We start from the raw sequence: 12,667 nt of genomic DNA on the forward strand, positions 1-12,667 counted from the left end.
CGTGCAGCGTAGTCTCGCCGCCCTCGGCATTGTGCTGCTGGGGGCTTTGTTGTTCTGGTACTCGCTGTACAGCTGGTCGCCGTTCGTGATCACCCCGGCAGATGCCTGGAATGGGCTGGTGCACCAGGGCAGCGTGGGCGGCAACATGGCCTACATTGTCGCCCAGTTACGGGTGCCGCGTGCGGTGTGCGCAGCGTTGGTCGGCGCCTGCCTGGGCCTGGCCGGCGCGCTGATGCAGGGCATTACCCGCAACCGCCTGGCTTCGCCGTCGTTGTTTGGCGTGACGGCCGGCGCGGCGCTCGGCTTGGCGCTGTTTTCCACCGGTCTGGTGGCGCTGCCGTTTGCCGGTGGCGCGCTGTTGATGACCTGCGTGGGCGGTGCACTGGCCTGGATCACCGTGTTCAGCCTGGGCGGTGCGTGGTCGCCGGCCACGGCGCAAGGGCGGCTGGTATTGGCCGGCGTCGCGGTCGCCGCGTTGTGTGCGGCATTGACTCGCCTCACGGTGATCCTGGTCGAAGCCCAGGCGCAAAGCGTGCTCAACTGGCTGGCCGGTTCGTTGGCCAATGTGGGCGCCGCGCAAGTTCAGCTGCTGTGGCCGTGCACCCTGATCGGTGGCCTGTGGGCGCTGTGGTGCGCGCCGCGCTTGAACCTGATCAACCTCGGCGAAGACGCCGCTCGCTCCCTGGGGGTCGGCATCGCCAGCCTGCGCCTGCAGGTGTTTGTCGCCAGCCTGTTGCTGGTGGGCGCGAGTGTCTGCGCGGTGGGGCCGATTGGCTTTGTCGGGTTGATTGCGCCGAACATCATTCGCCAGTTCCTGGGCAACGACTACCGCTGGCTGATCCCCCTGAGTGCCGCCTTGGGCGCGGTGATCGTGCTGGGCGCCGACCTGCTCAGCCGCGCCGTGGCGTTCCCGGTGGAAACCCCGGCCGGCGTGGTCACTTCGCTGATCGGTGCACCGTTCTTCCTGTTTCTTGCCAGGCGCACCCTATGATCCGCCCTCGATTGCGCCTGTGGGTGCTGCTCGCCTTGTTGCTGCTGGCGACCTTTATCAGTCTCAGCGCCGGCACCTTGTGGCTCAAGCCCGCCACCGTGCTGGAGCGCCTGTTGGCCCACGATGCCCTCGACTTCGAAGTGTGGAACCACCGCCTGCCGCGCAGCCTGATCGCGATCCTCGCCGGTGCCGCCTTCGGCCTGGCCGGGGCGATTGTGCAGGGCGTGATCCGTAACCCACTGGCCTCGCCGGAAATCCTCGGCGTGACCCAGGGCGCGGGCCTGGCGCTGACCGTGGCGATCATCAGTTGGCCGCACTTGCCGATTGCCTGGTTGCCGCTGGTGGCCTGCCTGGGCGGTGCCGGTGGTGCGTTACTGTTGGCGCTGTACAACACCGGCGTGAGTTTTTCCGGCGTGCGTTTTGCGCTGTCCGGGGTGGCGATTGCGGTGACCTTGTCCAGCGTCACCGAGTTTCTGATCCTGTCCCACCCGCTGGACATCAACACCGCCTTGCTCGCACTCACCGGCAGCCTGTGGAGCCGCAACTGGCACCATGTGGCGCTGGTGTTGCCGTTCCTGCTGCTGATCCCGCTGGGCCTGTGCCTGGCCAAGCCGCTGAACCTGATCGCCCTGGGCGATGAAGCGGCCCACAGCCTGGGCACAGCGTTACGGCGTACGCGCTGGCTGGCGATGACGTGCGCGGTGCTGCTCACCAGCCTTGGCGTCGGCGTGATCGGGCCGATCGGCTTTATCGGCCTGGTCGCGCCGCATATGGCGCGGCGCCTGGTGGGCGGGCATCACCAGTGGCTGTTGCCCGCCGCGATGCTGATTGGCGCGCTGCTGCTGGTGCTGGCCGACACGCTGGGGCGCACGTTGATTGCGCCCAGTGAAATCCCCGCCGGGGTGCTCACAGCGGTGATCGGCGCGCCGTATTTTCTTTGGTTGCTGGCACGGTTCAAGGGCTGATCCCATGAGTATTCTTCAAGCACGACAGCTCGACATCGGCTACGGCGACACCCGCATCGTGCAAGGTCTGTCGTTCACGCCGCCCGCCGGAAAAGTCACCGCGCTGATCGGCCCCAATGGTTGCGGCAAGTCCACCTTGCTCAAGACGTTCGCACGCATCCTCAAACCGAGCGCGGGAGAACTGACCCTGGACGGCCAGGCCTACGCCAGCCTGTCCGCCCGCCAGTTGGCGCAGCAGATCGCCTTTTTGCCGCAAGTGCTGCCGGTGCCCGAAGGGGTCAGCGTGCGCCAGTTGGTTGCCTATGGCCGCAGCCCGCATAACTCATTGTGGGGGCGCTTGAGCGGCAGCGATCAGTCCCATGTGGCGCAGGCCATGCAACGCCTGGAACTGGACGTTTTGGCCGACCGCGCGCTGGCGGACTTGTCCGGCGGCCAGCGCCAGCGTGCCTGGCTCGCCATGGTGCTGGCGCAAAACGCGCCGGTGGTGTTGCTGGATGAACCCACAACCTACCTCGACATCAGCCATCAGGTTGAGCTGTTGGACCTGATGGGGGAGTTGGCCGCCGAGGGCAAGACCGTGATCACCGTGCTGCACGACATCAACCAGGCCTGCCGTTATGCCGACCACCTGGCCGTGATGCATGGCGGTCGCCTGGTGGCCGATGGCGCCCCGGCTGCGGTCATCAGTGTTGGATTGATGCGCCAGGTATTCGATGTGCAAGTACAAATCATCAATGAACCAGTGGCTGGCACGCCCATGTGCCTGATAGAAAAGAGCGCCCGTTAATTGTTATTGCCGCCCTGACTTCCCCAACTAATAAAAACCTGTAGTGAGCGGGCTTGCCCCGCGCCGCGGTGTGCCAGGAAAAGTTGAGGCATCAGGTCTCCCGCAGCACAGCCCAAGCCCAAAAACCACAAGGCCTGCGCCAGCACTGTCACGGAAATCCGGGACAGATGATGGCCATTCATTTCAGTTTGTTTCCCCATCTCAGGAACTAGCGTTGCAACTTCCAGTCGATTAACCCGGCCAACTTTGTCTCCGGGCGTGGCTAACTAATGGCACTTATCAGTAGTTCCAAATAGCCATACTTTCTCGCAACCAGACACCCAACATTATGTCGTCAGCCCTTATCGATGCCTGCCATATGCAGATACCGCACACAGACCAAGTGTGCGCGTGGCTGAGGCAGCACGCTGGGTTGAAAACCGTTGATCTGGAGCGTGCCCAGCGCCTGTCCACAGATGCCAGCGACCTGCTGGGCCTGCTCACGCGCCTGGGCCTGGTCTCCGAGATCGAACTGGCCAGCGCCTGGGCCAACCTGCTGGACGCGCCGCTGTTACTGGCCGACGCCGCGCCTGCGTTGCTCGACCCACTGCCACCGCTGACCGAACGCTTCATGCGCCACTACCAAGTGGTGCCCATGGGCTGGAGTTCAGACGGCCTGCAGGTTCTGGCCGCCCACCCGGCCCAGCACTATGCCTTCCAGGCGTTGGCCTACGCCTGCCAGGTGCCGGTGTGGCTGGCCATCGGCCCGCGTACCGAGGTCGACACGCTGATCGAACGCTATTACGGCCAGGGCCGTTCGGCCATGGGCACGCTGATCGAAAACCTCGATGAGCGCAGCGGTGCGCTGGAAGACATCGAACACCTCAAGGACATGGCCTCCGAAGCCCCGGTGATTCGCCTGGTCAATCTGATCCTGCAACGCGCCGTGGAACAGCGGGCCTCGGACATCCACATCGAACCCTTCGAAAACCAGCTCAAGGTGCGCTACCGCATCGACGGCGTGCTGCATGAGGCGGAGGCGCCACCGGCCAGCTCGTCGGCGGCAGTGATCTCGCGGGTGAAGATCATGGCGCGCCTGGACATTGCCGAACGCCGGCTGCCCCAGGACGGGCGCATCATGCTGCGCATCCAGGGCAAGGCGCTGGACCTGCGGGTGTCCACCGTGCCCACCAGTTTTGGCGAGTCGGTGGTGATGCGCCTGCTGGATCGCCAGACCGTGCAGTTCGATTTTCAGCACTTGGGTTTCGACGGCCAGCGCCTGGCGGCCTTCCTCGACTTGCTGGAACGGCCCCACGGCATCCTGCTGGTGACCGGGCCCACCGGCTCGGGCAAGACCACCACGCTGTACACCGCGTTGTCGCGGCTCAACACCGCCGAGCGCAAGATCATCACCGTGGAAGACCCGGTGGAATACCAGCTCGAAGGCATCAACCAGATCCAGGTCAAGCCCGCCATCGGCCTGGATTTCGCCGGGGCGTTGCGCTCCATCGTGCGCCAGGACCCGGACGTGATTATGATCGGCGAGATCCGCGACCTGGAAACCTGCCGCATCGCCATTCAGTCATCCCTCACCGGCCACCTCGTCCTCTCCACGCTGCACACCAACAGCGCCGCCGCGAGCATTACCCGCCTGCTCGACATGGGCGTGGAAAGCTACCTGATTGCGTCGACCGTCAGCGGCATCCTCGCCCAACGCTTGGTGCGCCGCCTGGACCCGGCCACGCGCACAGCATTCGAAGCGCCCCCGGAGTTGATCGCAGAACACGGCCTGGACCGCTTGACCGACGCGCGCCCGATCCTGCTTTACCGGGGCCGTTATGAAGGCCGCAGCGCCCTCACTGAATTGCTGGTGATGAACGACGAACTGCGCAGCCTGCTGATGCGTCACGCCGACGCCGCCACCCTGGAGCAGGCCGCGCGCCGCGCCGGTTTGCGCACCTTGCATGAAGAAGGTTTGCGCCAGGCGCTGGCAGGCATCACGTCACTGGAAGAAGTGTTGCGCGTCACCCGGGGAGAGGGCGCGTGAGCCTGTTCAAGTTCCGTGCTCTGGACAGCCAGGGTGCTGCCCACAACGGCACGCTTGAAGCCAAGGACCAGGCTGCCGCTGTTGCCCTTTTGCACAAGCGTGGCCTGCTGTTGTTGCAGATCGAGTCGGCAGGCGGCCTCAGGTCGAACAGCACGCGCGGGCAGTTGAAGGGCGCGGCCCTGGTGAGTTTCACCCAGCAATTGGCGACGCTGCTAGGCGCCGGCCAGCCCCTTGAGCGCTCGCTGGGCCTGCTGCTCAAACAGCCCGGCCCGCCTCAGGTGCGGGCATTGATCGAGCGCATCCGCGATCAGGTCAAGGCCGGCCAGCCGTTGTCCATGGCGCTGGAGGCGGAGGGCGGCTTCTCGCCGTTGTACGTGAGCATGGTGCGCGCCGGTGAAGCCGGTGGTGCGCTGGAAGGCACCTTGCGCCAGCTCGGCGACTACCTGGAACGCAGCCAGTTGCTGCGCGGCGAGGTCATCAATGCGCTGATCTACCCGGCGTTTTTGGTGGTGGGGGTGCTGGGTTCCCTGGCGCTGTTGCTGGCGTATGTGGTGCCGCAGTTCGTGCCGATTTTCGAGGACCTCGGTGTACCGATTCCACTGATCACCGAGGCGATCCTTGCACTCGGCGAGTTCCTCGGCCGCTATGGCTGGGCGGTGTTGGCGGGGTTGCTGGTGGCTGCCTGGGGGCTCGCCGCTCGCCTGCGCGATCCCCGGCACCGGGAAGCCTTCGACCGACGTCTGCTCGGTGTGCGCGTGATTGGCCCGCTGTTGCAACGGGTCGAAGCCGCCCGGTTGGCACGCACCCTCGGCACGCTGCTGAGCAATGGGGTGGCGCTGCTGCAAGCCCTGATGATTGCCCGGCAAGTCTGCAGCAACCGTGCGTTGCAGGCGCAAGTCGCGGTCGCGGCGGAGTCGGTCAAGGGTGGCGGCACCTTGGGTGCAGCCTTTGGCACTCAACCCCTGTTGCCCGACCTGGCCCTGCAAATGATTGAAGTCGGCGAACAGTCCGGTGAGCTGGACAGCATGTTGCTCAAAGTCGCCGACATTTTCGACGTCGAAGCCAAGCGCGGTATCGACCGCCTGCTCGCCGCCCTGGTGCCGTCGCTGACCGTGGTCATGGCGGTGTTGGTGGCGGTGATCATGCTCGCGATCATGCTGCCGCTGATGAGCCTCACCAGCCATTTATGAAGGAGCGGACCCCATGAAAACCTCACGCCGCCAAGGCGGTTTTACCTTGCTCGAAATGCTCGCGGTGATCGTGCTGCTGGGCATCGTCGCGACCATTGTGGTGCGCCAGGTCGGCGGCAATGTGGACAAGGGCAAGTACGGCGCCGGCAAGGCCCAGCTCGCCAGCCTGAGCATGAAGATCGACAGCTATGCGCTGGACGTCGGCTCGCCGCCCGGCACCCTGCAACAGCTGGTGGACAAGCCCGGCGGCTACGCCAAGCCTTCGGACCTCAAGGACCCCTTCGGGCATGCCTTCGGCTATCGCTTCCCCGGTGAGCATGGGCCTTTCGACCTGATTTTCTACGGCCGTGACGGCCAGCCCGGTGGCGAAGGCTACAACGCCGACCTGGGCAACTGGGAATAACCGGCCCATGGCCCAGCGCGGCTTTACCTTGCTGGAGATGCTGGTGGTCATCCTGTTGATCAGCCTCGCAGTCAGCTTGCTCGGCCTGGGTGTGCGCCAAGGGTTGCAGGTCGCCAAGGAACGCCGTGCCGTCGGGCAGATGGTGGAGGCATTGCGTGCCACACGAGCCGGGGCAATTATTGGCGGCCAAGCGGCGCGCACCGAGTTTGACCTGCACGCCAGGACATTTCAGGCACCGGGGCGTGCGCGGCAGCAATGGCCCGAGCCGTTGCAGGTGACCTTGCACACGGCCGAACAGGTGGGGCCAGCTGTCGAGTTCTACCCCGACGGCAGTTCAACCGGGGGCAACCTGCTGCTGGCCAGCGGCACCCGGCGTTGGCGCATCGATGTCGGCTGGCTCACCGGCAGCGTGCAGTCAAAGGCCCTGCCATGAAGCGCCAGGCCGGTTTCACCCTGTTGGAAATGCTTGCTGCGCTGACCCTGATGGCGGTGTGCAGCAGCGTGTTGCTGGTGGCGTTCGGGCAGAGTGCGCGTTCGCTCTCCCAGGTGGCCCACAGTGATCGGCTCACGCACGCCGCGCTGTCGATTTTCGATCAGGAGGCGGCGGGGCGCTTGAGTGTCGGCGTGCGCGAGGGTGAGCTGGATGGCATTCACTGGCAACTGAACTGCACCCGCCAGCAACCCCAGGTGTTTCGCCTCGACCTGAGCCTTCGCGAGGGCCCGCACCAGGCCCGTTTCAGCACCTTGAAGGCACGCCTGTGAAACGCCGCGAGCAAGGCTTCACGCTGCTGGAAATCCTGGTGGTGCTCAGCCTGCTCGCCGTGTTGCTGGTGCTGGTGGGCGGGGCATTACTGGGGGCTAATCGCGCGGTGTCCAAGGCCCAGCGCTACACGGTGAGCCTGGACGAAGTGCGCGCCGCCCAGCAGTTTTTGCGCACGGCCATCGGCGAAGCGCTGCCGTTGAGCGGGGTAGACCACGCCGCTGCAACGGAAGGTTTTTTTGTCGGTGCACCCGAGCATTTGCAGTTCGTCTCGACCTTGCCCGGGGTGCTGGGTGGCGGGATTCAGTGTTTCACCGTGCAACGCGTCGAGAGGGATTTGCAGGTGGGTTTCTCCGACCGCGAACCTCAGGTGTTGCTGCACGATCTAGACGGCCTGCAATTGAGTTATCGCGGCATCTCCCCGTTGGGGCAGGCTACCGGCTGGCTCAATGAGTGGCCGTGGCCCAGGCGCTTGCCTGACGCGGTGCGCATTGCTGCCCAGCTCAACGGACCGGTGCCGTGGGTTACCCAAGTGATTGCGTTGCGCTTGAACCTGGCCAGCGGGGTGGCGGGAGAATGAAGCGTCAGCGCGGTGCAGCCCTGCTGCTGGTGCTGTGGGTGCTGGCGTTGCTCAGTGTGTTGCTGGGCGGGCTGGTGGGCTGGGTGCAGTTGGAGAGCCGCCAGGCCCTGTGGTTTCGGCAACATACCCAGACTGTCCTGGCCGCCGAAGCCGGTATCGCGTTGGCCATGACTGACCCGCGCCGGGTGGTCGACGGGCGTGATATTCAACTGACGTTCGACGACGCCCACCTGCACGTCAGCCTGCGCAGCGAGCGCGGCAAGTTGTACCTGATCAACGCCGAGACGGATGACTTCATGCGCCTGGCCCTGGCGTGCGGGGCCAGCCAGGCCCAGGCGAGCGCGTTGGCCAAGGCCCTCGAAACCCGCCGCAACAGGGGCTTGGCGCCGTTCCGCGTACTGGAAGAAGTGCGCCAGCTGCCGGGCATGACGCAAGCGCTCTACAGCCAACTGCTGCCTGAAATCACCTTGTGGAGCGACCTGGATCGCCCCGACGCCGCCTTTGCCAGCCCGCTGATGCGCAAGGCCCTCAACCTGCCGCAACAGAACGCCGAGGGCGCCGACCCTGGCCTGGTGTTGCAGGTCGACAGCCGCGCTGAGCGCCCGGGCGGGTATCAGGCGCGCGTGCAAGCCACCGTTTTATTGAGCCCATCGGAGGACAGCGCACAACCCTACCGGGTGGTGCGGTGGCAAGAATGAATCGACTGGAACCCTTTGCCCGGCATTGGCGCGGCAGCCTGTTGCAACAGGGCTGGCGCCTGTGGCTGGCTGAATTACGTGGCTGTGTGCCGTGCTGGCTGGCCCTTCACGAGCCGCCCGAGCAGCGTCATCACTGGCCGTTGAGCGAGCCGGTTGCGCCGGGCAACACGCGCCAGGTGCTGGTGTTGGCCACCGACGCCGTGTTGCTGCAAACCGTGCAGTTGCCCCTGGCGGCGGCGCGCAACCTCACCGCCGTGGTGGGCTATGAGCTGGACCGCTACACCCCGTTCAACGCCGATCAGCTGTACTTCGTTGCGCAGCCGTTGCGCCGCACACCCGCCCACCTGGAGGTGCGGCTGGTGGCGATCCTGCGCGAGCACCTCGACCGGATTCTCGCCGATTGCACTGCCCTTGGCCTGCAGCCCCACCGCGTGGAAGTGGGCGACCTCGGTGTCGACTTGTTGCCCGCGCCGTTGCGACCGCGCCAGCACCCACCGGGCAAGGGCTTGCAACGCAGCCTGCCGTGGCTGTGCGGGGCCTTGCTGATTGCGGCGATGCTGCTGTGGCTCAACGACCGCCAGCGCGTGCTCGACGTCATGCAGGCCAGCGTCCAACAACAGAAAGCTCAGGTCGCCGAGGTGCACGCCCTGCGCCAGCAATTGCTCAACACCCGGGGTGCAGCGCAGTACCTCACCCGCCGCAAACTGGCGCAGCCCCCGCTGGCCGCGCTGCTCAATGACCTGACCACCTGCCTGCCGGCCGACACCTGGATCGACCAGTTGGACGTGAAAGACGGTGAGGTGTCGTTCTCTGGGCAAAGCGCCAAGGCCAGCGGCCTGATCACGCGGATCAAGGGCTGCCATCGCCTGGAAAACGCCCAGTTCGAAGGGGTGATTCAACCGGATGCGCGCACCGGCAAGGACCAGTTTGCCTTGCGTGCCCACTTGCGCCAGGAGGTGGCCGATGCGCCGATCCCTCACACCCCGTGAACGTCGCGGTTCGGCGTTGCTGATCCTGGCGCTGGTGGTGGGCGCTGCCTACTGGCTGTTGATCGACAGCTGGTTCGCCGGGCCGTTGCGCGAGATGGGCGAGCGCGCCGATCAGTTGCGCGAGCAGCAGCAACGCTATGCCGGCGTGCTGCGCCAGGGCGATGCGCTGCGCGAGCAATTGCAGCAGGCGCGCCAGGACCCGGCCAGCAGCACCAGCCTGTTGCCGGGAGACGATCCCGATGTGGTCGCCGCCGACCTGATGCAGCGCCTCGCCGACCTGATCAACAGCTATGCCGACCTTGGCGGCGGCTGCCGCCTGACCCAGCGCAAACCCATCACCCCGGAGCAGGATGACGGCGAGCCGTACCGCCAGGTCAAGGTCAGCCTCACGCTGAACTGCGCCATCGAACCCCTGGAGGCGCTGTTGCATGAACTTGAATATCAGCCACCGTTTCTGTTCGTCGATGAGTTACGTATCCGCCGCAGCCAGCAGGCCCCGGCCAGTGGCGGCGCGGGGCAACTGGTGGTGCACCTGCTGGTGCGCGGTTACCTGCAACCGGCGCGGGTGACGCCATGACGAGCGTACTGCGGCCCCTGGAATGGGGCCTGCTCGGCCTGGCCGGGTTGCTGGGCGTGTTGATGGCGGTGATCCTCAGCAGCATCGGCGACGAGCCGCAGTGGCTGCCGGAACCCAGCGCCCCGGCCCAGCCTTCGAGCCGTGTGCAAACAGCCCCGAGTATCGCGCTGCAAGACCTGGCCGCCACCTGGCAAACCCCGCTGTTCAGCCCTGATCGCAGCCCCGACCGTGTAGTGGGCAAGGCCCAGGTGTCGAGCCTGGCCAACCTCACCCTCAGCGGGATCATGATCACCGGCAACCTGCAGATGGCCATGCTTAAACCGGCCAGTGGCCCGACCCTCACGGTGCGCCTGGGCCAGGCGCTGCCCAACGGTTGGCGCCTGGAACACCTGACCCCGCAATACGCCCGATTCAGCCTGGACGGCCGCACCCAGACCTTGAGCCTCTACGCCAAGCGCTTGCCGCCGCCGTCCAGCCGCCCCCCGATGACTTTGCCCCGCGAGCCTCTCCCTTGATCGATATGCGCACCTCAACGTTTTGCCTGGCCACCGCTCTTGCCTTGAGCGGCTGCGGCTCCTTTCCAGACCGTGCCGACCCGGATGAGGACCTGATGCACGAGGCCCTGCAGGGCACCGGCGCGCAACGCCCGCCGCTCGAGCAGTCGGTGGCCGAAAGCCCGCAGCCGCCGATAAAAACGCCGCCGCAGCGCCAGTTGATTCGCGGCAGCCAACAGTTCGTGCGTGCACCCGGTGCGGCGCCGAGCGCACAGGAGGAGGGCGGCGACATCGTGTTCAACTTCGCCGACCAGCCCATCGAAGCGGTGATCAACAGCGTGATGGGCGACCTGCTGCACGAGAACTACAGCATCGCCCAGGGCGTGAAGGGCAGCGTGAGTTTTTCCACCTCCAAGCCGGTGAGCAAGCAGCAGGCACTGTCGATCCTCGAGACCCTGCTGTCCTGGACCGACAACGCCATGATCCGCCAGGGTTCGCGCTACGTGATCCTGCCGGCCAACGAGGCCGTGGCGGGCAAACTGGTGCCGCAGATGCGCGTGGCCCAGCCGCCCAGCGGGCTCTCGGCGCGGTTGTTCCCGCTGCGCTATATCTCGGCCACCGAGATGCAAAAACTGCTCAAGCCCTTCGCCCGTGAGAACGCATTCCTGCTGGTGGACCCGGCGCGCAATGTGTTGAGCCTGGCCGGTACGCCGGATGAGTTGGCCAACTACCAGGACACCATCGACACCTTCGACGTGGACTGGCTCAAAGGCATGTCGGTGGGCGTGTTTGGCCTGCAACGCGCGTCGGTGGCCGAGCTGATGCCCGAGCTGCAACACCTGTTCGGCCCCGACAGTGGTATGCCCCTGGCGGGCATGCTGCGGTTCCTGCCGATCGAGCGCACCAACTCGGTGGTGGCGATTTCGTCCCAGCCGCAGTACCTCAGTGAAGTGGGGGATTGGATTCGCACCATCGACGAAGGCGGCGGCAACGAGCCGCAGATGTATGTCTACGACGTGCGCAACATGAAGGCCGCCGACCTGGCCAAGTACCTGCGGCAGATCTACGGCACCGGCGCGATCAAGGACGACACGCCGGCCAAGGTGGCGCCGGGGTTGCGCACCACCACCCTGGCCTCGCCCGGCATGGGCGGCTTGCAGAACACACCCCCGGTGGCGGATGAGCCCGAACCTGAGCCGGAAGAAAAGACCGTCGCCCCCAGCAGCGACCTTGAAGCCGGCACGCGGATCACCGCGCAACAGAGCAGCAATCAACTGCTAGTGCGTACACGCCCGGCGCAATGGAAGGAGATCGAAGCGGCAATCAAACGGCTCGACAACCCGCCACTGCAGGTGCAGATCGAGACGCGCATTCTGGAAGTCAAACTGAGCGGTGAACTGGACCTGGGTGTGCAGTGGTACCTGGGGCGTCTCGCCGGCAATTCCGCCAGCACCACGGTGGCCAACGCCTCCGGCAGCCAGGGCGCACTGGGCGGCGGCGGGGCGGGGCTGGGGGCGACGGATTCGTTGTTCTATTCGTTTGTCAGCTCCAACCTGCAAGTGGCGCTGCATGCCCTGGAAAAGAACGGGCGCACTCAGGTGTTGTCGGCGCCGTCGCTGGTGGTGATGAACAACCAGCCGGCGCAGATCCAGGTGGGGGACAACATTCCCATCAGCCAGACCACCGTGAATACCGGTGTGTCGGACACCACGTTGAGCAGTGTGGAGTATGTGCAGACGGGGGTGATCCTGGACGTGGTGCCGCGGATCAACCCGGGTGGGTTGGTGTACATGGACATCCAGCAGCAGGTCAGCGATGCGCAGGATACGGCGGCTAACAGCGACACGCCGGTGAACCCGCGCATTTCGACGCGCTCGGTGTCGACCCAGGTGGCGGTGCAGAGTGGGCAGACGGTGTTGCTCGGGGGGTTGATCAAGCAGGACAACGCCGAGGGGGTGAGTGCGGTGCCTTACCTGGGGAAAATTCCCGGGTTGCGGTGGTTGTTTGGGAGTACCAGCAAGTCCAAGGCGCGCACGGAGTTGATTGTGTTGATTACGCCTCGGGTGGTGACCAACAGCGGGCAGGCGCGGGAGGTGACGGATGATTATCGGGAGCAGATGCGGTTGTTGCGGCCCTCTTTGGACCGGTAGATCGGGGGCATATCCGTTATCTGTGTGATGGCTGATATTGGTTCCGCTCTTACAGCG

General features: G+C 65.5%; 14 protein-coding genes. All 14 read left to right on the forward strand.

All coding sequences use genetic code 11. From position 1 onward, the window contains the following. Position 1 precedes the first annotated feature (1 nt). The 14 genes from fecC to gspD all read left to right on the forward strand — a co-directional run bounded on the left by fecC (position 2) and on the right by gspD (position 12,610). Complete coding sequence (fecC, locus tag HX792_RS26105) at positions 2–991, forward strand: iron-dicitrate ABC transporter permease FecC (RefSeq protein ID WP_176998773.1); 990 nt, start codon at positions 2–4, stop codon at positions 989–991. Continuing rightward, positions 988–1,956 carry an iron chelate uptake ABC transporter family permease subunit gene (locus tag HX792_RS26110; protein ID WP_176998774.1) on the forward strand — a complete coding sequence of 323 codons (969 nt, stop codon included), beginning with the start codon at positions 988–990 and terminating at the stop codon, positions 1,954–1,956. The genes fecC and HX792_RS26110 overlap by 4 nt, the downstream gene beginning before the upstream one ends. Positions 1,957–1,960: 4 nt before the next feature. Continuing rightward, positions 1,961–2,743 carry a Fe(3+) dicitrate ABC transporter ATP-binding protein FecE gene (gene fecE / locus HX792_RS26115; protein WP_176998775.1) on the forward strand — a complete coding sequence of 261 codons (783 nt, stop codon included), beginning with the start codon at positions 1,961–1,963 and terminating at the stop codon, positions 2,741–2,743. A gap of 358 nt (positions 2,744–3,101) precedes the next feature. Then, positions 3,102–4,769: a type II secretion system ATPase GspE gene (gene gspE / locus HX792_RS26120; protein WP_371319383.1), complete on the forward strand. Its 1,668-nt coding sequence runs from the start codon at positions 3,102–3,104 to the stop codon at positions 4,767–4,769. After that, the gene (gspF, locus tag HX792_RS26125; protein ID WP_176998777.1) at positions 4,766–5,959 is read left to right on the forward strand and encodes a type II secretion system inner membrane protein GspF; all 1,194 of its coding nucleotides are present in this window, start codon (positions 4,766–4,768) and stop codon (positions 5,957–5,959) included. The genes gspE and gspF overlap by 4 nt, the downstream gene beginning before the upstream one ends. 13 nt (positions 5,960–5,972) lie before the next feature. After that, the gene (locus HX792_RS26130) at positions 5,973–6,362 is read left to right on the forward strand and encodes a type II secretion system protein GspG (protein ID WP_176998778.1); all 390 of its coding nucleotides are present in this window, start codon (positions 5,973–5,975) and stop codon (positions 6,360–6,362) included. A gap of 7 nt (positions 6,363–6,369) precedes the next feature. Next, on the forward strand, positions 6,370–6,795 hold the full coding sequence (locus HX792_RS26135) for a type II secretion system protein (protein ID WP_176998779.1): 426 nt from the start codon (positions 6,370–6,372) through the stop codon (positions 6,793–6,795). After that, the gene (locus HX792_RS26140; RefSeq protein ID WP_176998780.1) at positions 6,792–7,124 is read left to right on the forward strand and encodes a type II secretion system protein; all 333 of its coding nucleotides are present in this window, start codon (positions 6,792–6,794) and stop codon (positions 7,122–7,124) included. Before HX792_RS26135 ends, HX792_RS26140 begins: the two co-directional genes overlap by 4 nt. Continuing rightward, positions 7,121–7,702, forward strand: a complete 582-nt coding sequence (locus HX792_RS26145) for a prepilin-type N-terminal cleavage/methylation domain-containing protein (protein ID WP_176998781.1) — start codon at positions 7,121–7,123, stop codon at positions 7,700–7,702. The genes HX792_RS26140 and HX792_RS26145 overlap by 4 nt, the downstream gene beginning before the upstream one ends. After that, on the forward strand, positions 7,699–8,400 hold the full coding sequence (locus tag HX792_RS26150; RefSeq protein WP_176998782.1) for a general secretion pathway protein GspK: 702 nt from the start codon (positions 7,699–7,701) through the stop codon (positions 8,398–8,400). The genes HX792_RS26145 and HX792_RS26150 overlap by 4 nt, the downstream gene beginning before the upstream one ends. Continuing rightward, a complete protein-coding gene (locus HX792_RS26155) occupies positions 8,397–9,389 on the forward strand; it encodes a PilN domain-containing protein (RefSeq protein ID WP_176998783.1) in 993 nt (330 codons plus the stop codon). Before HX792_RS26150 ends, HX792_RS26155 begins: the two co-directional genes overlap by 4 nt. Beyond that, positions 9,364–9,966, forward strand: a complete 603-nt coding sequence (gspM, locus tag HX792_RS26160; protein ID WP_176998784.1) for a type II secretion system protein GspM — start codon at positions 9,364–9,366, stop codon at positions 9,964–9,966. Before HX792_RS26155 ends, gspM begins: the two co-directional genes overlap by 26 nt. Then, positions 9,963–10,481 (forward strand): general secretion pathway protein GspN, encoded by a 519-nt coding sequence (locus tag HX792_RS26165; protein ID WP_176998785.1) that lies wholly within the window; start codon positions 9,963–9,965, stop codon positions 10,479–10,481. Before gspM ends, HX792_RS26165 begins: the two co-directional genes overlap by 4 nt. A gap of 5 nt (positions 10,482–10,486) precedes the next feature. Next, positions 10,487–12,610 (forward strand): type II secretion system secretin GspD, encoded by a 2,124-nt coding sequence (gene gspD / locus HX792_RS26170; RefSeq protein WP_176998786.1) that lies wholly within the window; start codon positions 10,487–10,489, stop codon positions 12,608–12,610. Positions 12,611–12,667: the final 57 nt, after the last annotated feature.

This window comes from Pseudomonas sp. B6002, from assembly GCF_013385985.1.
GTDB lineage: Bacteria > Pseudomonadota > Gammaproteobacteria > Pseudomonadales > Pseudomonadaceae > Aquipseudomonas.